A 16464-nucleotide genomic window follows, 5' to 3' on the forward strand; every position below is an offset into this window, starting at 1 on the left:
GCTATTCCACGGTGACCAGGGCGTTGATGACCCGACCCGGGATCGGGTTGGCGTTCACCATATACGTGCCGTTCTGCATCAGCACCGGGGCGCTGCCCGCCTCCAGAGTCTCCAGGTCCAGGTTCACCAGGGTGCCGCTATCGGCGTTGGTGGTGGGGCGCTTGAAGCTGCACTTCAGGACGCCATCCTTCCCAGACTGTTCGAGGGTGCCGCCTTCGGAGGAGATGAAGTCTCCGGCACTGGCCTGATGCAGCTTCAGTTTGGGATCGATGTGGAGTTCAAAGCTTCCGCTGCTCACCCCCTTGCCGCCGCTGACCTGCAGGGCCATCTGGACGCGTTGTCCCTTGGCGACCTGAACGTTCATGGGGGAAAGGAAGCACACCAAGTCCGAGGTGGCTGCCTCTGCCTTGGCAACTGGCTTGGGGGCTTCCTCCACAGGCTCCTTGGGGGTGGCCGGGGGCGCCGGGGCTTCCGGGGCGGGCCTAGAGGATGGGCCCAGGTGAACAGGCTTCCCTGGCTTGTGGTTGGCGTCCGGACGGGGCGAGAAGGGGCCGTTCCTGGAGAGATCCGGGTCGAAGGCTTCGAAGTCTTCGGCGTCCAGGTCGGGCCGACGGACCAGGGCGGCCCGGATGGTGAGCAGCACGTCCGTTTTGTCCCGCTTCTTGTAATGGCTGCTGAAGAGATCGCCGATCAGCGGGATGTCGGCAATGCCCCAGATGCCCTGCTTGGTCTTCTGCTCGTCATCCTTGAGCATGCCGGCGAAGATGGCCGTCTCGCCCTGCCGAAGGCGGGCGGAGGTCTTGATGATGCGCTGGCCCATGTCAGGGCGACCCGCCGTGGAGCTGGACTTCAGGGTCTTGACCTCGGATTCGATCTTGATGGTGATGTCGCCGTTGAAGTGGACCCGGGGCTCCACCTTGATCTTCACGCCCACATCCTCGTAGCTGTAGCTGGTGGAAGTCGTCAGATTGGAGGTGCTGGTCGTGCTGGTGGAGGACACCGTCCCCAGGGAGGACTGGGTGGTGCTCACCTTGTCGCCGATGTTGATCTCGCCGGTTTCGCCTGAGACGACCCGCACGTTGGGGCTGGCCACCAGCTTGGCGTCACCCGAGGACTTCAGGGCGTCAAGGGCGAGGTTCGGGAGGAGATACTGGATGCTGCTCTTGGAAATATTCAGGGTTCCGGTCAAGGAGTTCATGCTCCCGGCCCCGTCCAGAGTCGCCCCCATGCGGTATGTCCCGGTGGTATCCGTGGCACTGACGATGGGGATCAGGCCCACCTGCTCCTTGCTGCTCTCGGTGACTTCGAGCAGTTCCATGTAGACCATGACTTCGGGCTTGGCCTTGTCCAGCTGCTTGACAATCCGGGAGGCCACCGCAAGCTCGTTGGGCTTGGCCTTGATGGTGATGGCGTTGAGGCGCTTGTCCACGAAGGTCTTCATCTCCGGCTGGAGGGCGCTGAAGATGCCCTTTACGTCGTCAGCCGTGGCATTGGAGAGGTAGAAGGTCTTGATGACCTGGTTCTCGAACTGCTGGCGGTTGGCGGGGGTGGCCTTGAAGATCATGATGGAGTTGCTGTCCATGACCTTATAGAAGAGCTCGTTCTGAAGCATCAGGGAGTCCAGGACCCTCTGGAAGTTGAGCCCCCGGAGATCCACGGAGATGCTGGAATCCTGGAACGAGGTGTGCAGGAGGATGTTCACTCCGGTGGTCTTGCTGAGGGTGGCGAAGATCTCGCGGAGGCTGGTCTTCCGGGTGAAGTTGAGATCCAGGCTCTCAAACGAGCGGGGATTGATCTCGAAGGATGAGGTGGGCTTCGCTTCGGAGCGTTCCCGGATGGATTCCAGGCTCTCCTCGGGTGCGGTCTTGCTCCTCTGTGCTTCGGCTTCCCTCTCCAGCTTGAGCATCCACTCCTGGGCGTGGGTATTGGAGGGGTCCAGGATCAAGGCCTTCCGGACGTCATCGATCACTTTGGCATTCTGCCCCTTGCGTTCGGATTCCCGCGCCTTTTCCAGATGCTTCTCTGCGGCCATGGAGGCGCTGCGGCGCAGGCCGATGCGGGCCTGGACATTGGTTGGATCACTGTGGACGGCCTCCCGATATGCTTCCACCGACTCTTCGTAGCGGCCTTCCTCGAAGGCCTTCTGGGCTTTGTGGAGGGCGCAACCGAGGCTCAGGCTGAGGCACAGGGTGGCCGCCAGGGCGGGGCGCAGGTGGGAGGGACGTGGGGTCATGGCCATCATTTGCATCCGGGATCAGAATTCATTGGATTTGGCGCGACTCGCGGACTGCGGGCCGCCAGCCTGGGCTTCGGTGGCCCGCAGGGTATAGCGCATATCGGTGTAGGTGAGGTTCTGGAAGACCGCGGTTTCGTCCGTGAGCTCCTGGAGCCGCCACTTGGGGTTTACCAGCTGCCCCTTCTTGAGGGTGATGGGCTCCTCGCTCTTCATGAAGGCTCCGATGCGCCCAGAACTGCGGCTCTCCAGGTGGCCGAGGTAGCGGAGCTGGCTGGGCTGGGTGCCCTGTTCCGCCTGTCGGGCGGCCCGCAGCTGGGCGGCCTTGAGCTCCTCGGGGCTGGGGGGGGGCGGCGGAGGCAGCGGCTTGGGCTTGGGAGCTGGGGGGGGCGGGGTGTCAAAGAGGAATACATCCCGGTACATCCGGTCTTCGCCCGGCAATTCCCCAGCCCGGCGCAACCCTGCGAGATCTCCAAGGCTCCGCAAGGCTTGGAGCTGGGCCGGCTCCAAGCGGGTTGAGGACTGAGAGCCAGATGCGGTGCGCCCCCGGCCCTTGGGGGCCTCTGGCCAGAAGACGTAGGCGCAGAGAAGCACCATGACGACCAGGGCGACCTGGGTCCACCGCTTGGTGCGCAGTTCCTGGAGGAGGTTCTGGAAGGAGGTGCGGGGCGCGGTCATGGGGCCACCCGGCGGAAGGTCCGCAATGTCACCCCGAGGCGGGCCCCTTCGGGGCTCTCCTCCAGGCGGGCGCTGGAGACAGCAAAGGGGAGATTCGCCTTTTCAAGGGATAACATGAACTTCTTATGTGCCTGATAGATTCCCAGGGCTGTGAACTCCACCTCCAGGCTTTCCATTTCCGTACCCTTGGCGCCCTCGCGGCTGGGGAGGCCGAACTTGACCGTTGCCAGTCGGACACCGGCCTTCTGGGCCTCCTGGTGCAGGGTCCGGCTGAGGTCCCACTGGAGCTCGCCCACGGAGCCCTTGGGCAATCTGGATTCCAGGTCTTCCAGCTGCTTCCTGCCCTGCTGGATGTTCTGGGCCAGATCAGCGTATGTCTTCAGGGCTTCCCGCTGGGTATCCAATGCCTTCTGGGCCTCCTGGGCAGCCCGCTGCTTCTGGGTGCGGGTGCGGTGAGCATCGGGGAGCATGACCAGTCCTGCTAGAAGGCTCAGGAGCACCAGGGCGCCGCCCCCGGCAGCCCAGATCGAACTGGATCGCATGCTCGCGTTCATGGCCGCCTCCCGGGCATGGGCGGTTGCGGGATGACGGGGGGCTGCCTGGGAACAGCTGATTTCATGGGGATCGGGGGTTTCGTGGGCATTGGGGGAGGGGCGGCGGCCGCCTTCTTTGCCGGACCGTAGGTGGGCAGGGGGGTGTAAGCTGGCGGGGTTGCCGAGGCGATCAGGGTGTAGTCGAAATCGATACCGCCCCCCTGGCGTTCAGCCTCCCGTTCCAGGATCACCTGAGCGAAAAAGGGGTTCTTGTGGAGGGCTGCCATGAAGGCCACTTCGGCCTCGCGGGTCTTGGCCTCTCCCTTGAGCTTGATCTCCACCTGTTTGTCGTTGCCCCGGGTCCGCTGGATGGATTTGAGGCGGACATCCTGGGAGAGGTTCCGCTCCAGCTCCGAGGTGATCCGGGTCCAGGGGACGCTTCGTTCGGTGAGGATGCGCTCCGCAAGCTTCCAGCGCGGGGTTTCCCGCTCCACATCGATCTCCTGGAGCTCCGAAATGAGCTGGGTTTCCTGCCGTGCGATATCCCGGGTCTGGCTGGTAATGAGCACGGCCTGGCGACCGGCCTTCCGGGCCTGGTTCCGAGCCTGCCACGTGAGGCCGATCACGGCCAGGAGACAGACCATGCCCAGGAGCACCGCTCCGCGACCCAGAGCCATGTGGTGGCGTCTCCACAGGGAGGGGGGGGGCACGAGATTGAGTTTGAGGATCGGCAGGCCCATCAGAAGGCCTCCTGGGCAGGAATCTCAGGGGGCAGGATGTGGTGGGGCACAGGACCCGAGGGCCAGGTGCTGCTGCCCCAGATCCAGAGGCCGTGGGGCATGGAGCCCTCCCGCTGGAGGTAGGCCAGGGTGGGCAGGACACGCTCCTGCATCCAGGTGTTGGCGTCGGCTGGTTCGTGCCACTGGCGGATCAGGCTCAGGGTACCGCCCCAGGCTACGAGGGAGCCGGTGAAGGTCCCACTCTCTGCTGGGGCCAGGGAAAGCAGCATCCCCGGGGTTTCCTGGGAGGGAGCCAGGCGGTTGTAGAGCCAGAGCCAGCGGGGGACCATGGCGAAGATGGGGCGGGCGAGCTTCGCGGCCACCTGGGTCCAGGGCTCAACCAGGGACTGGGGGATGCCCACCAGCAGCCAGGCACTTCCGATGGCCAGGGCCTGCACGGCCTGGGGCCCCTCCAGGCCGAGCCCCTGGGTGTAGCGCCACTGGAAAAAGGCCTCCCGAGCTTCGGTGCCCTTGGGGAGCTCCACCACATCCTGCAGGAAGAGAGATGGAGCCCAGAGATCATCCACGATCCAGCGGGTGGGGCCAGCGGGCAGGGGCGCGAGGACCTGGGCCAAGTGGTCCTCTGTGGGGACTCCCCCGGGGGCCTTCGTCTGGCCTCCGGCCTGGAGTCGGCTGGGTTCCACCCAGACTACGGGACCGCCAGAGGACCTGATCATGGGATCTCCCTGGGGGCTGGGGTATCGCTCAAAATGCTCTCCGATTCGTGCTTGTTTACCGATCGAGTCTATCGTCCCGCGGCGGCTTTCCAAAGGGCTGGACGTGTGACGCAGTTCTCCTCTGCGAAAGAGCCGTCGTCCTGGCATGGTTATGGAGTGAACAGACGGAATGTTCCCCAGGAGAATTGATTGCGCCTCATTGCCCTTGAGTTGCACGGCTTCAAGTCCTTCGCGGACCCCCAGAAGCTCAGCTTCCCCGCCGGCATGACCGCCGTGGTGGGGCCCAATGGCTGCGGCAAGTCCAACATCTCGGACAGCCTGGCCTGGGTGCTGGGGGAACAGCGGGCCAGTGCCCTGCGCGGCGCCGAGATGGCGGATGTGGTCTTTGCGGGCACTTCCCAGCGCAAGCCCATGGGCATGGCCGAGGTGAAGCTCACCCTGGAGATGCCGGATCCGGCCCTGCCCGGAGCCACCCGGGAGGTGGTGATCTCCCGGCGCCTCTATCGGGACTCGGGCAGCGAGTACCGTATCAACGGGCGGGAGGGGCGCCTCAAGGATGTCCAGGATCTCCTCATGGACACGGGCATGGGAACCCGGGCCTACTCATTCATCCAGCAGGGGCAGATCGATCTCATCCTGTCCACCAAGCCCAAGGATCGGCGCCAGCTCCTGGAGGAGGCCGCCGGGATCACCCGGTACAAGAACCGCCGGGCCGATGCCGAGCGCCGCCTGGAGGACACCAAGACCAACCTCCAGCGCCTGGACGACATCCTCTTCGAGCTGGGCAAGCAGCAGGACTCCCTCAAGCGGCAGGCCGCCAAGGCCCGGCGGGCCCTGGAGCTGGATGCCGCCCTCAAGGAGACCCAGCGCATCCTCCTGGCGGGCAAGGCCGTGGAACTGGAGGCCGCCAAAGACCGCATCATGGAGAACCTGGACACCCTGGAGCGCCAGATCGCCCTCCTCACGGCCCAGGCTTCCGAGAAGGCCAGCGAGGTGGAGAACCTCCGCTACCGCCTGGAGGAGCTGCGAAGCGCCCAGGACCGGCGCTCCCGTTCCATCCTGGGGGTGGACCAGCGCCTGGGGCTCCTGGACCAGGATCGGGGCTTTCAGGGCGAGCGCATCCAGGAGGCCCAGCAGCAGGTGGAGCTGCTGAGAACCCGCCTCCAGGAACTGGATACACGCACCGAGGGCTCCAGTGCAGAACTGGAAAGCCTCCAGGCCTCCCTGAAGCGGGCCGAGGCCGCCCTGGAGGCCCGGCAGGACCTGGTGTCCGAGGCCGAGGAGGCTGTGGCTCTGGCGGGGGGAGCCCTGCGACGCACGGAATCCGAGCTGCGGGAGCTCCGGGACAAGCGGGCCGAGGTCCAGAAGGCCGCGCTCCAGATCCAGCGGCAGCGTCAGGCTGTCCACCAGCAGATTGCCCAGCTGGAGGGGCGCCTGGACGCCCTCAATCACGAGGAGGCCCTGCGGGCCCCCCGGCTGGAGTCTCTCCAGACCGACGAGAAGCGCCTGGGCCGCGAACTGGAGACCGCCGAGGCGCGTCTAGAGGAAATGGAGGAGGCCCTCCAGATCCAGTCCAGGGCCAGGCAGGAACACTCCGATGCCCATCGCGTGGCATCTGCCGCCCTGAGGGAGAGCGAAGGCGCCCTGGACGCCGAGGAGCGCCGCCTCCGCCAGCTCTCGGAGCTGGTGCGCCAGGCCGGGGGCTCGGAGGCCATGCAGAAGGCCCTTTCGTGGCTTCGGGAGCGAAGCCACGAAACGGTGGCCTTCGCCGATGCACTGGAGGTGGCCGAGGAGCAGCGCAGTGACCTCGAACGCCTCCTGGGCACCTGGATCCAGTCCGTGGCGCTGGGCGATCCTTCCTTGGCCGTTGATGCCCCCGGCCAGCTCCTGGTCTCGGTGGGCTCCGGGGCCGAGCCCCCCGCGCCGCCCGAAGGGTGCGCACCGCTGGGCTTCGGCATCCGCTGGAAGCCCGGCAGGCCCCGCATCCTGGCATCCCTTCTGGATCGAGCCTTCACGTGTTCCGACGAGGTCCTGCCGGGGCTCGCCCAGGCCCACCCCGATCTGGCCTTTGTCTCTCCCCACCTCCTCAGGCTGCCCTACGGCCCCATCCAGGTGGGGGCTGAGGCTCCTGCGGCCTCGCCCCTCAAGCTGCGGGCCGATCTGGAGGCCACCAAGCGCAGCCGCGAGGAGCTGCTGGACCGCACCGAGGCCTTGGAATCCGAGGTCAAGACCAAGGCCTCCCGCATGCAGGAGGCCACCGAACGCTTCCGGGAGATGGAGGAGGACCGTCTGGTGGCCCGCCGTTCCCAGGAGGATCTCAAGTCGCGCCAGACTTCGGCCCGGAAGCAGCTCCAGGAGATCCAGGAGGCTCAGATCCGGGCAGATGAGCAATGGGGGAGGCTGGAAACGGAAATCGAGGCCCTGAAGAAGTCTCTCCGGGAGATGGAGACCGCCCAGGAAAACCCCGAGGAAGAAAAGATTGAAGGGGCGATCCACGCCGCCGAGGAGCGGCAGATGGTCGCTCAGCGGGAGCTGGAAAACCGGCGGGAAACCCTGGTGGAGGCCACCCAGATGCGGGCCTCGGCCTGGGCAGAACGGGATGGTCTTCAGCGCCACCTCCAGCAGCTCCAGCGGAGCGCCTTCGATCTGGAGGCCGAGCGCAAGCGCATGGAGGCTGATATCGCCCAGGCTGAGGGCCGGGCCCAGACCGCTGAGGCTCGCATCCAGGAACTGGAGGCCGAGACCCAGGGGCTCCTGTCCGAGCGTCACAAGCTCCAGGAGGAGATGGGGACTCTTCTTCCCGAAATCGAGGAGACCGGAGAATCCCTTCGGGTCCAGGAGCGCATGGCCCGGGAACTCCAGCAGGCCCTGGAGAATGCCCGGCAGCTCCACCAGGACAGCCTCATCCAGGGGGCCCAGGTCCAGGGGAGCCAGGAGGCCCTCAGCAAGGAAGTGGAGCTGGCCCTCAACCTCACGGTGCCGGACTTCCTGGCCTCCATCTCGGAGGAAGAGCGGGCGGCCTGGGATGAGGGCGAACTGGTGCACCAGACCCGCCTCAGCGAACTCCAATCCAAGCGTCTGGACCTGGGGAGCGTGAATCCCCTGGCCATCCAGGAGTTGGCGGAGGCCGAGGAGCGTCTCAGCTTCATGAACCAGCAGCGGACGGATGTGCTCGACGCCATCGGCAACCTGGAGTCCACCATCAAGGAGATCAACGCCACCAGCGAGGAACGCTTCAAGGAGGCCTTCGATTTCATCAATGCCCGCTTCACCGAGGTCTTTCGGGAGGTCTTCGGGGGGGGCACCGCCCACCTGACCCTTCAGGATCCCAAGGACCTGCTGGAGTGCGGCATCGAGATCACGGCCCAGCCCCCGGGCAAGTCCGCCAAGGCCCTGACCCTCCTGTCCGGCGGTGAGAAGGCCCTGACGGCCATCTCCCTCCTCTTCGCCATCTTCCACTTCAAGCCCAGCCCCTTCTGTGTGCTGGACGAGGTGGACGCCCCCCTGGACGAGGCCAATGTGGGCCGCTTCGCCGCCATGGTGCAGAAGATGAAGGAAAGCACTCAGTTCATCGTCATCACCCACCAGAAGCCCACCATGGTGGCCGCCGATACGCTCTACGGCGTTACTCAGGAGGAGCGGGGGATCTCGCGGCTGGTGAGCGTTCAGCTCAGGGATGCGGAGCAGTTGGTGTGAACCAGTAAACCAGGGCCGATCTAACCCCCGAGGGCCAGACTAGGCGGTCCTCCCGGAGGGTGAGCCTGCGTTGAAGGATGGACTTGATGTTGGAATCATGCCTGGAATCCTCCTTCAGCCCCATCCGCTCCTTCACCTCCAGAAAGGCCTCGTCCATGCTGGCGTGGCTCCAGGTCTTCCACGGCCGCGCGTCCTCCATGAGCACGTTAGCGAAGATGCCCATCTGGAGCAGGCAGTTGTAGGCCACCTGGAAGTTTGCGCTGTCGTAGGGATGGCCCCAGACCCTGCGGGCGATTTCCGCCATGACGCCATCGGGCTCGGGGGCCCGCAAGAGCAGCAAGCAGGCCTTCCTGCTGAGCTCCTCCATCCGTCGCACGAAGGCTGGGAGATCCGGACTGTCATACATGGCGTGGGAGCATAGGCAGAAATCGTGTTTCTCCACCGCGGCCCCGGGCCAAGCCCCTTGCACGACTTCTATGTTTCCGGCGCCAGCGGTTCGGATGTTCTCCCTCATGATGGCGAGCATGGCGCTTGAAGGCTCCAGGGCAGTGACCTTGGCGGCGTGGGGCGCGATCATGCAGGCCCATGCCCCTGCTCCGGCACCGATATCGAGCACGGTGGAACCCGGGTGGGCCTTCAGGAGATCCAGAAGGAAGCTCCGGCTGGAATCCTCCCGATCCCAGCGCATCCTGACATGCTCGTTGAATGCCTGGGCCCGGCCCTCCCAGGCGTCTTCCGGCTGGCGGGCCTTCCCCCGGGTCCGACGCTCAATGAGCTGGCGCCAGAGCAGCGCCCAGTCCAACTCCTTCTCCATGCCGACCTCGTTGCACGATGGGAGCATATCAGGCCCGGGCGCTGGATAAGGGCGGGCACCCTGGTCTGATACCCTTTCCCCATGCTTACCCACCTCCTCATCGCCCTTGGCCTTTCGATGGACGCCTTTGCGGTTTCCATCTCCAGTGGCATATGTATTCCCGATATGAAGGTCCGCTATGCCCTGCGGGCGGCCCTGGCTTTCGGGCTCTTTCAGGCCTTCATGCCCATCCTGGGCTGGGGGCTGGGGGGCGCCTTCAGGTCCCACATCGAGCATGTGGACCACTGGATCGCCTTCGGTCTTCTGGCCCTGGTGGGGGGCAAGATGATTTATGAGTCCTTTGGCATCAAGGATCCCACCTGCGATCTGGAGGTCTACAAGGGAGTGATGAGCATGCGGAATCTGCTGATCCTGGCGGTGGCCACCAGCATCGATGCCCTGGCAGTCGGGCTCTCCTACAGCGTGCTGCACAAGCCCATCCTGGGGCCCGCGATCCTCATCGGCGTGGTCACCTTCCTGGTCTCTCTGGTGGGCTGCGAGTTCGGCAAACGCATCGGAGCGAGGTTCGAACGCTGGGCGGAGCTGGGAGGCGGGGTGGTTTTGGTCGGGATCGGGCTCAAGATCCTGGTCAGTCACTTGGTTGCATGAAGAAATCACGTTTCCGCCGTTCCCCCCTCCAGTTCTCCCGGTTATTGTGGAGCTAGTCCCAGGTAGACCATGGCCGAATCCAGCTTCATCGATCAAAGCAAACTCCGCTTCCGCGAGGGCGAGACGGTGTACCGCAAGGGCGAAATGGCCCAGCAGATGTACATCATCCTGTCAGGCAAGGTGCGGCTCTACGTCGGGGACGAGCCCGCGGGGGACTGGTCCGAGGAGCTGGCCAAGGGAGACTTCTTCGGGGAAGGCAGCCTGCTGGAGCCCATACCTCGCATGAATACGGCTGTGGCCCTTGAAGACACGGACCTGATCACCATCAGCCGTGGGACCTTCCTCCGCATGATCCGCCAGAACCCAGAGGTCTCGGTGAAGATGATGCAGCGTCTGGCCCAGCGGAATCGGGAACTCGCGGCCAAGGTCGAGGACCCAGGACGCAGCCAGCGCATGAGGGTTCAGGGGACTTCCGCCTGTCTGGTTTCGGTGATCTCTGGCAAAAAGTTCTTCATTAATTCCCATGGCGCCCTGGTGGGGCGCTTCGATCCCAACACGGGCATCCATCCGGATATCGATCTCACGGAGGAGGATCCCCAGCTCAGTGTGAGCCGTCGGCATGCCAGGATCCTGTGCGAGCACGGCCGCTACTTCATGGTCGAGGAGCACGGGGTGGCCAACGGCACCTATGTCAAGGGTGAGCGACTCATCCTGGGGGATGCCCGGGAGCTGAAACCCGGGGACCGCGTGGGCTTCGGCATGGTGGTGCTCTTTTTCGAGCGGAATGCCTGACATGCAGGTTTCTGTCTGGCGGGACGAGCATGGCGTGGAATGGGAACTGGTGCAGCTTGGGCTGGACGAGGTCGGCGGCGGCTGCATCATCCGGGAGTGCCGGAACCGGCTCGATGCCGCCGACGGTGACGTCCGGGAGGGCGTGGAGGTGGTCGCCCGCTTCGGAGATCGGGAGGACGCCGAGGCATTCCTGGAGGAAGAGGGCTTCTTCAGGGTATAGAGATTCCATCTTTTATCCTGCACATCCGTGCGCGATCCTGTTTGCCTGATTTTTGAACAGGATCGACAGGATGTGCAGGATAAGTGCTTTGAGTTATGTGTGCCGTTTTTTTACGGTGTTATCTCCTTGCCTTTGAGCCTGTTTCTGTTCTCATGACTACGCTGAGCATGGTCGAGGCATAGGTCAGGGAGGGAGTCATGCGACTGATCACGCGTTCCGACTTTGACGGGCTGGCTTGCGCCACCCTGCTGGAGGAGATCGGGGTGGTGGACGACTACCTCTTTGTCCACCCCAAGGATGTGCAGGACGGCAAGGTCTCTGCGGATACCCAGGATGTGGTGGCCAATGTTCCCTACATTCCCGGCTGCGGGATGTGGTTCGATCACCATTCCAGCGAGGAAGAGCGTCTGGCCCAGACCGGGGCGCTGCCCGCAGAGGGAGCGGCCTACCGTGCCCCGAGCTGCGCACGGGTGATCTATGACCACTTCGGAGGGGCATCCCGCTTCTGGATGTTCGACGAAAGCGGCCTGATGGATGCCGTGGACCGCAGTGATAGTGGCAGTCTCACCCGGGAGGAGATCCTGCGGCCCGCAGGCTGGGTGCTCCTCTCCTTCGTCATGGATCCCCGAACCGGGCTGGGGCGCTTCAAGGACTACCGCATCAGCAATATCGCCCTCATGCGCGAGATGATCGGATTCTGTCGGACCCTGTCCATCGAGGCCATCCTGGCCCACCCGGATGTGAAGGAGCGTGTGGATCGCTATTTCGCACAGGAGAAGGACTACGAGGCCATGCTCCGGGAGCATGCCCGCCTTGAGGGCAATGTGCTCATCCTGGATCTGCGGGACCGGGACGAGATCCTGAGCGGCAACCGATTTGTGGAATACGCCCTTTTCCCGGAGCAGAACGTCTCCGTGCGGATACTCTGGGGCCGCGAGCGCCAGAATGTCGTGTGCACCGTGGGGCACAGCATCCTCAACCGCACCTGTGGCAGCGATATCGGTTCCCTGCTCCTCAACTACGGCGGTGGCGGGCATCGACAGGTGGGAACCTGCCAGCTGGATCTGGTGCTGGCCGGGCAGGCCATCACGGAAATCGTGGCGGCGCTGCGGGAGAATGGGTAGCTCTTCAATCGCAGACGCCCCCGTCCGGGGGCGTCTGCGATCACGGGTGCGACAGCAGCTTCTTGACCTTGGGGGCCGAGAGTTGGTCATAGCGGGGCAGGGGGCCGATCAGGGGACGGGCATAGTCCTTGAAGGCCGTGGTGACATCGTTGTCCCCCAGGATGAAACCCGGGGGCATGGACTTGGTATTGCCCGCCACGCTCTCCAGGGAGGTCAGGAAGTACTCCGAGGAATAGTCCCCGGTCCTTCGGATGGCCACAGAGCCCGCGTTCTCGCCCCAGACGGCGAACTGCACGGCCCGCTCGCCCACTTCCCGGGCCTCCTCGGAGTCCACCTCGGAAACCACACCCGGGAAGGAGCGCTGGAGGTAGCCGAAGGTGTCAGCCCGCACCCGCTTGATCTGGAGGCGGGTCTTCACGGCGTTGGCCAGGGCATCCGCCAGAGCGCCGCTTCCGGAAAGCTGGACGTTCCCATGGGCATCCCGTTCCTCCCGGGACTGGAGCCGGGACATGATCGGGGTGCGGGAGGCGTCCATGATCCCCTCGCAGACGGCCACCACGCAGCGGCCCTTGGCTTGGTAGACGTGGTCCACGTCCGTCAGGAACTGTTCGAAATCGAAGTTGTGCTCCGGGAGGTAGATGAGGTGGGGACCGTCATCGGGGAAGCGGCGGGCGAAGACGCTGGAGGCCGTCAGCCAGCCCGCCTCCCGTCCCATGACGACCCCGAGGTAGACGCCAGGGAGGGCGTGGTTGTCCAGGTTCAGGCCCATGAAGGACTGAACCACGAACTTGGCGGCGCTGCCGTAGCCCGGGCAGTGGTCCGTCACCAGGAGATCGTTATCAATCGTCTTGGGGATATGGAGCACCCGAAGCTCGTAGCCGTCACGTACCGCGTAATCCCGGATGATCCGGGAGGTGTCGGCGCTGTCGTTCCCGCCGATGTAGAAGAAATACCGGACTTCGTGGGCCCGAAGCACCCGGAAGATCTTCTCGCAGTATTCCTCGTCCGGCTTGTCCCGGGTGGAGCCCAGGGCGGAGCAAGGGGAGATCGCCACCCGCTCCAGGTTGTGGGTGGTGGTCTGGGAGAGATCGATGAAGTCCTCGTTCAGAATGCCCCGCACCCCGTGGCGGGCCCCGTAGACATGGGTGATCTGGCTGTACTCCCGGGATTCCAGGACCACCCCCACCAGACTCTGGTTGATGACCCCGGTGGGCCCACCCCCCTGGGCCACGACAGCCTTCCCTTCCAGCTTGCTCATGCGCACGCTCCGTAAGCCTGTGGTTTCACGGAAGTATAACCCGCTATGCTGAATCCGTTAGATGGAGGCCCTATGGAAATCCCCGAGCGTCTGCACGAACTGATCGAGCAGTTGGGCCAAGCCATCATGCGCGCCATGGCTGAGGATCCGGAAAGCCGTGAGCTGGCGAAGAAGATCCAGGAGGAGGGCTTCGATGTGGCCCTGATGGTGGAGGCCACGGTGGCCCTGCATCGGCGTCAGCCGGAGGTGGGTGAGGCCCCTGCGGAGCCCGGACCGGACCTCCCACCGCCCCAGAACCAGGAGGAGGATTCATGGTCGGATGAGGACCGAGCCTTCCTGCGTCGCTTCAAAATATCCATGGACTGATGGGGACCTGACTCCCCGTAATCGGGCTGGCAAAAGGCAGGATAGTCCGACTTCACACAGATGAAGAAATGGTCTATAGGCGGGGCACCTGGGCCTGCCCCGCAACGCGGGGGCGGACGGCGAAGCCGCCCGCGTTCAGCAAGGGAGAGGGAGGCTATGGCACGCATACGTGCCTCCGCCTCCCTCTCCCTTGCTGAACCAGTCCCAGGTGCCCAGGTGGACTTCTCTGATCCGCGTGCATCCAATTTATCCGCGGCCAACAGGCTTTTCTCCTCGGGGAAAGCGCGATCCCTGGACTGGTCCTACCTTTTGGTTCAGCTATTTCAGGGGAGGCACTAAACTGGGGAGATGTTCATCGAAGCGCTTGCATGGATTCCTGCCCCAGATCCCGACTGCCTTGTGGCCGTGAGGTAGCGTATGGAAATCAGGCAGCTTCGCTGTTTCATGTCGGTGGCCGAGCACCTCAACTTCACCAAGGCTGCCAGTCGGGTCTTCATCACCCAGTCCGCCATCAGCTACCAGATCGCGGAACTGGAGAAGCAGCTCGACGTGAAGCTCTTCATCCGGGACAAGCATTCGGTGCGCCTCACCCCGGCGGGGGAGGTCTTCTACCAGGATGTGCAGCGGATCCTGGCGGAACTGGATGAGGCGGTGGACAAGGTCCGCATGACCAAGTCCGGGTCCCTGGGCAAGCTCTCCATCGGGGTCCTGGCTTCGGAGCCCTTTCTTCCGGAGACCATCAACCGGTTCAACATCGCCCATCCCAACATTGCCGTCACCCTGAACCGTTTTCCCATCGATGCCCTGAACACGGCCATGGAGCGGGGAGAGGTGGACATCGGTATCACCATTTCCGTTGGACTGGCAGAAATGCCGAACTACCGGGTGCATGTCCTGGCTGCGGATGTCCTCTCGGTGGTCATGCGCAACGACCATCCCCTGGCCCAGCGTGAGCGTCTGACTGTGACGGATCTCAAGGACCAGCCTATGATCCTCATCAACCGGGAGGCCTCGTCGGTCATGAGCAAGTGGTTCGAAGGGTTCTGCGCGAAGCGTGGGTTCATCCCCAATGTCGTGCGTCGGACCTCCGATCTTGAGACCATCCTCTTCCAGATCGAGTCAGGGCTGGGCATCTCCTGCTTGAGTCGGGCGCGGGTCGCCTTGTATCCCCGCTTCAATCTCCGGTGTGTCGACTTCGAAGAGCCTGAGATGGCCATCAATTCCGTGGTGGTCTGGCGGGACAACTGCGACAACCCTGCCGTGGGCCTGTTCCTCCGGGAGATGGGGATCGTCTAGTGTGGTGTCCCGTTGAAATGTGAACCATTCAAAGCGGCTCTGACACCACACTAGGCCTTCAGCTTGGGCAGCAGGTACAGGCTAGATGCGGCGCGGCCCGCCACCAGGGCGCAGGCGGCGGCGGTGGCGCCCACCCAGCCGCAGAGGCGGGTCAGGAGCAGGAGCACCAGGGCGATGCAGCACACTTCCAGGACCGAAGCCCAGGTGATGGGACGGGTGGTGCGGGACACCACGAGGCTGGCCCGCTGGTAGCTCGCCAGCACCGTCAGGGCCGGCTGGATGACGAGAATCGCCACGGGGAGGACCGCAAGGGTGGCCAAGTCAGGTGCGAGGCCCGCGACTCCCTGGAGCCACATCCTCGACAGGGGTGTGAAGGCTACCATTACCAGCAGAACAGAGACCACCAGGGCTGTGGTGCATGCGAAGCGCCGCAGGGCCGCCCGCTCCTCGGCCCCCCCTCCCAGCACGGGGATAGCCACTTCCTGGAGCGTGAGGCCTGCGGTGCTGAACATGAAGATGAAGAAGTTGACCACGGGCATCACGGCCAGGGATTCCAAGGCCATGTGGGAGTGCCCCAGGAAGAAGGAGATCAGGGGATTGACCCCAAGGTTCAGCATGGAGGTCAGGGCCAGCGGGAGGTAGAAGGTGGCGATGGCGGCGTAGCTGAGGCGCTGGCCTTCCGGTTCCCGGCGCTTCAGGTCCCCCACGCATCCCCTCGCCCAGAAGCGGCTGGCCGCTGCCTCCAGGAACACCCCGGTGGAGAGGGCGGCGGCCCCCACCCAGGCCCCGGGCCAGTGGGTGAAGGTGGCCAGCAGCAGGGCCGTTGCGCCCATGCTCCCCAGTCGGAGGGCCGTGCCGTAGGCCACCCGGTGGGTGAGCCCCCTGCGGATGAGAAGGCCCTGGTAGAAACGGCGGTAGCCGATGGCCGCGGGCCAGGGCAGCATCAGGACGCAGGTTCCGTGGGCCAAGGCCGCCAGGGCTTCCGGAAGTCCCATCAGGCTCCGGGTCACCCAGGTGAAGACAGGCGGCAGCACGAAGAGCAGCATGGCGATCGTGATGAGGGCGTTCAGTCCCCAGGTGAAGCGCTTGAGCTTGCCGTAGGAGTCCCGGTCCGCCACCAGGGCTGTGGAGGCGCTCATGATCAGGATGATAGGGGATTCGAAGAGCATGGCGAGGGGGAAGGCCACGCCGAAGGCTGCCAGGTTGAGGGTCGGGTCCACCAGTCGGGCGATCACCGCGGCGATGAAGGGGCCCTCCACCGCCATGAGCAGCCAAGCCATCTCCAGGGGGGCCCAGGCTCGAAGGATCCGCCTCTGGCCCTTGGCGTCTCCTGAGCACCCCACGGGTGCG

General features: G+C 64.5%; 15 protein-coding genes. 7 read left to right on the forward strand and 8 right to left on the reverse strand.

Annotation, left to right across the window (positions count from 1 at the left end):
* Nucleotide 1: 1 nt before the first annotated feature.
* The 5 genes from HOLFODRAFT_RS0201040 to HOLFODRAFT_RS0201060 are packed head-to-tail and all read right to left on the reverse strand — an operon-like array spanning nucleotide 2 to nucleotide 4900.
* On the reverse strand, nucleotides 2-2233 hold the full coding sequence (locus tag HOLFODRAFT_RS0201040; RefSeq protein ID WP_158412895.1) for a hypothetical protein: 2232 nt from the start codon (nucleotides 2231-2233) through the stop codon (nucleotides 2-4).
* Between the two features lie 21 nt (nucleotides 2234-2254).
* A complete protein-coding gene (locus HOLFODRAFT_RS0201045; protein WP_005037315.1) occupies nucleotides 2255-2911 on the reverse strand; it encodes a hypothetical protein in 657 nt (218 codons plus the stop codon).
* Nucleotides 2908-3465 carry a hypothetical protein gene (locus HOLFODRAFT_RS0201050; RefSeq protein ID WP_005037313.1) on the reverse strand — a complete coding sequence of 186 codons (558 nt, stop codon included), beginning with the start codon at nucleotides 3463-3465 and terminating at the stop codon, nucleotides 2908-2910. The genes HOLFODRAFT_RS0201045 and HOLFODRAFT_RS0201050 overlap by 4 nt, the downstream gene beginning before the upstream one ends.
* The gene (locus HOLFODRAFT_RS0201055) at nucleotides 3462-4184 is read right to left on the reverse strand and encodes a PilN domain-containing protein (RefSeq protein ID WP_005037311.1); all 723 of its coding nucleotides are present in this window, start codon (nucleotides 4182-4184) and stop codon (nucleotides 3462-3464) included. Before HOLFODRAFT_RS0201055 ends, HOLFODRAFT_RS0201050 begins: the two co-directional genes overlap by 4 nt.
* Nucleotides 4184-4900 (reverse strand): hypothetical protein, encoded by a 717-nt coding sequence (locus HOLFODRAFT_RS0201060; RefSeq protein WP_005037309.1) that lies wholly within the window; start codon nucleotides 4898-4900, stop codon nucleotides 4184-4186. Before HOLFODRAFT_RS0201060 ends, HOLFODRAFT_RS0201055 begins: the two co-directional genes overlap by 1 nt.
* A 189-nt stretch (nucleotides 4901-5089) precedes the next feature.
* Between HOLFODRAFT_RS0201060 and smc the strand changes: the two genes are divergently transcribed.
* Entirely contained in the window at nucleotides 5090-8596 is a 3507-nt protein-coding gene (gene smc, locus HOLFODRAFT_RS0201065; protein ID WP_005037308.1) for a chromosome segregation protein SMC, read from the forward strand.
* Here the strand turns inward: smc and HOLFODRAFT_RS0201070 are convergent.
* Nucleotides 8571-9410: a class I SAM-dependent methyltransferase gene (locus tag HOLFODRAFT_RS0201070; protein ID WP_005037306.1), complete on the reverse strand. Its 840-nt coding sequence runs from the start codon at nucleotides 9408-9410 to the stop codon at nucleotides 8571-8573. The genes smc and HOLFODRAFT_RS0201070 overlap by 26 nt on opposite strands.
* Nucleotides 9411-9491: 81 nt before the next feature.
* On the opposite strand from HOLFODRAFT_RS0201070, the gene HOLFODRAFT_RS0201075 reads away from it, so the two are divergent.
* The 4 genes from HOLFODRAFT_RS0201075 (at nucleotide 9492) to HOLFODRAFT_RS0201090 (ending at nucleotide 12194) form a co-directional block, all read left to right on the forward strand.
* The gene (locus tag HOLFODRAFT_RS0201075; RefSeq protein ID WP_005037304.1) at nucleotides 9492-10058 is read left to right on the forward strand and encodes a manganese efflux pump MntP; all 567 of its coding nucleotides are present in this window, start codon (nucleotides 9492-9494) and stop codon (nucleotides 10056-10058) included.
* Between the two features lie 69 nt (nucleotides 10059-10127).
* Nucleotides 10128-10850: a cyclic nucleotide-binding domain-containing protein gene (locus tag HOLFODRAFT_RS0201080; RefSeq protein WP_005037300.1), complete on the forward strand. Its 723-nt coding sequence runs from the start codon at nucleotides 10128-10130 to the stop codon at nucleotides 10848-10850.
* A gap of 1 nt (nucleotide 10851) precedes the next feature.
* Nucleotides 10852-11070, forward strand: a complete 219-nt coding sequence (locus HOLFODRAFT_RS0201085; RefSeq protein ID WP_005037298.1) for a hypothetical protein — start codon at nucleotides 10852-10854, stop codon at nucleotides 11068-11070.
* A gap of 197 nt (nucleotides 11071-11267) precedes the next feature.
* Entirely contained in the window at nucleotides 11268-12194 is a 927-nt protein-coding gene (locus HOLFODRAFT_RS0201090) for a hypothetical protein (RefSeq protein ID WP_005037295.1), read from the forward strand.
* A gap of 40 nt (nucleotides 12195-12234) precedes the next feature.
* On the opposite strand, the gene HOLFODRAFT_RS0201095 is transcribed toward HOLFODRAFT_RS0201090, so the two are convergent.
* A complete protein-coding gene (locus HOLFODRAFT_RS0201095; RefSeq protein ID WP_005037293.1) occupies nucleotides 12235-13452 on the reverse strand; it encodes a 6-phosphofructokinase in 1218 nt (405 codons plus the stop codon).
* 72 nt (nucleotides 13453-13524) lie between these two features.
* Between HOLFODRAFT_RS0201095 and HOLFODRAFT_RS18675 the strand changes: the two genes are divergently transcribed.
* Together HOLFODRAFT_RS18675 and HOLFODRAFT_RS0201105 are read left to right on the forward strand one after the other, a co-directional pair.
* The gene (locus tag HOLFODRAFT_RS18675; RefSeq protein WP_005037292.1) at nucleotides 13525-13818 is read left to right on the forward strand and encodes a hypothetical protein; all 294 of its coding nucleotides are present in this window, start codon (nucleotides 13525-13527) and stop codon (nucleotides 13816-13818) included.
* Nucleotides 13819-14235: 417 nt separating this feature from the next.
* Complete coding sequence (locus tag HOLFODRAFT_RS0201105; RefSeq protein ID WP_005037290.1) at nucleotides 14236-15114, forward strand: LysR family transcriptional regulator; 879 nt, start codon at nucleotides 14236-14238, stop codon at nucleotides 15112-15114.
* A 50-nt stretch (nucleotides 15115-15164) separates the two neighbouring features.
* On the opposite strand, the gene HOLFODRAFT_RS0201110 is transcribed toward HOLFODRAFT_RS0201105, so the two are convergent.
* Entirely contained in the window at nucleotides 15165-16457 is a 1293-nt protein-coding gene (locus HOLFODRAFT_RS0201110; protein ID WP_026938924.1) for a hypothetical protein, read from the reverse strand.
* Between the last annotated feature and the right edge of the window lie 7 nt (nucleotides 16458-16464).

The organism is Holophaga foetida DSM 6591 (genome assembly GCF_000242615.2).
Taxonomy (GTDB): Bacteria; Acidobacteriota; Holophagae; order Holophagales; family Holophagaceae; genus Holophaga; species Holophaga foetida.

What these genes read in the sequence shown, in the direction of transcription:
- HOLFODRAFT_RS0201090 (WP_005037295.1), top strand. Translation starts at nt 11,268, where the DNA reads ATGCGACTGATCACGCGTTCCGACTTTGACGGGCTGGCTTGCGCCACC.
- HOLFODRAFT_RS0201060 (WP_005037309.1), bottom strand. Translation starts at nt 4,900, where the DNA reads ATGATCAGGTCCTCTGGCGGTCCCGTAGTCTGGGTGGAACCCAGCCGA.
- HOLFODRAFT_RS0201080 (WP_005037300.1), top strand. Translation starts at nt 10,128, where the DNA reads ATGGCCGAATCCAGCTTCATCGATCAAAGCAAACTCCGCTTCCGCGAG.
- HOLFODRAFT_RS0201040 (WP_158412895.1), bottom strand. Translation starts at nt 2,233, where the DNA reads ATGACCCCACGTCCCTCCCACCTGCGCCCCGCCCTGGCGGCCACCCTG.
- HOLFODRAFT_RS0201095 (WP_005037293.1), bottom strand. Translation starts at nt 13,452, where the DNA reads ATGAGCAAGCTGGAAGGGAAGGCTGTCGTGGCCCAGGGGGGTGGGCCC.
- HOLFODRAFT_RS0201055 (WP_005037311.1), bottom strand. Translation starts at nt 4,184, where the DNA reads ATGGGCCTGCCGATCCTCAAACTCAATCTCGTGCCCCCCCCCTCCCTG.
- HOLFODRAFT_RS0201045 (WP_005037315.1), bottom strand. Translation starts at nt 2,911, where the DNA reads ATGACCGCGCCCCGCACCTCCTTCCAGAACCTCCTCCAGGAACTGCGC.
- HOLFODRAFT_RS0201070 (WP_005037306.1), bottom strand. Translation starts at nt 9,410, where the DNA reads ATGGAGAAGGAGTTGGACTGGGCGCTGCTCTGGCGCCAGCTCATTGAG.
- HOLFODRAFT_RS0201085 (WP_005037298.1), top strand. Translation starts at nt 10,852, where the DNA reads ATGCAGGTTTCTGTCTGGCGGGACGAGCATGGCGTGGAATGGGAACTG.
- HOLFODRAFT_RS18675 (WP_005037292.1), top strand. Translation starts at nt 13,525, where the DNA reads ATGGAAATCCCCGAGCGTCTGCACGAACTGATCGAGCAGTTGGGCCAA.
- HOLFODRAFT_RS0201075 (WP_005037304.1), top strand. Translation starts at nt 9,492, where the DNA reads ATGCTTACCCACCTCCTCATCGCCCTTGGCCTTTCGATGGACGCCTTT.
- HOLFODRAFT_RS0201105 (WP_005037290.1), top strand. Translation starts at nt 14,236, where the DNA reads ATGGAAATCAGGCAGCTTCGCTGTTTCATGTCGGTGGCCGAGCACCTC.
- HOLFODRAFT_RS0201050 (WP_005037313.1), bottom strand. Translation starts at nt 3,465, where the DNA reads ATGAACGCGAGCATGCGATCCAGTTCGATCTGGGCTGCCGGGGGCGGC.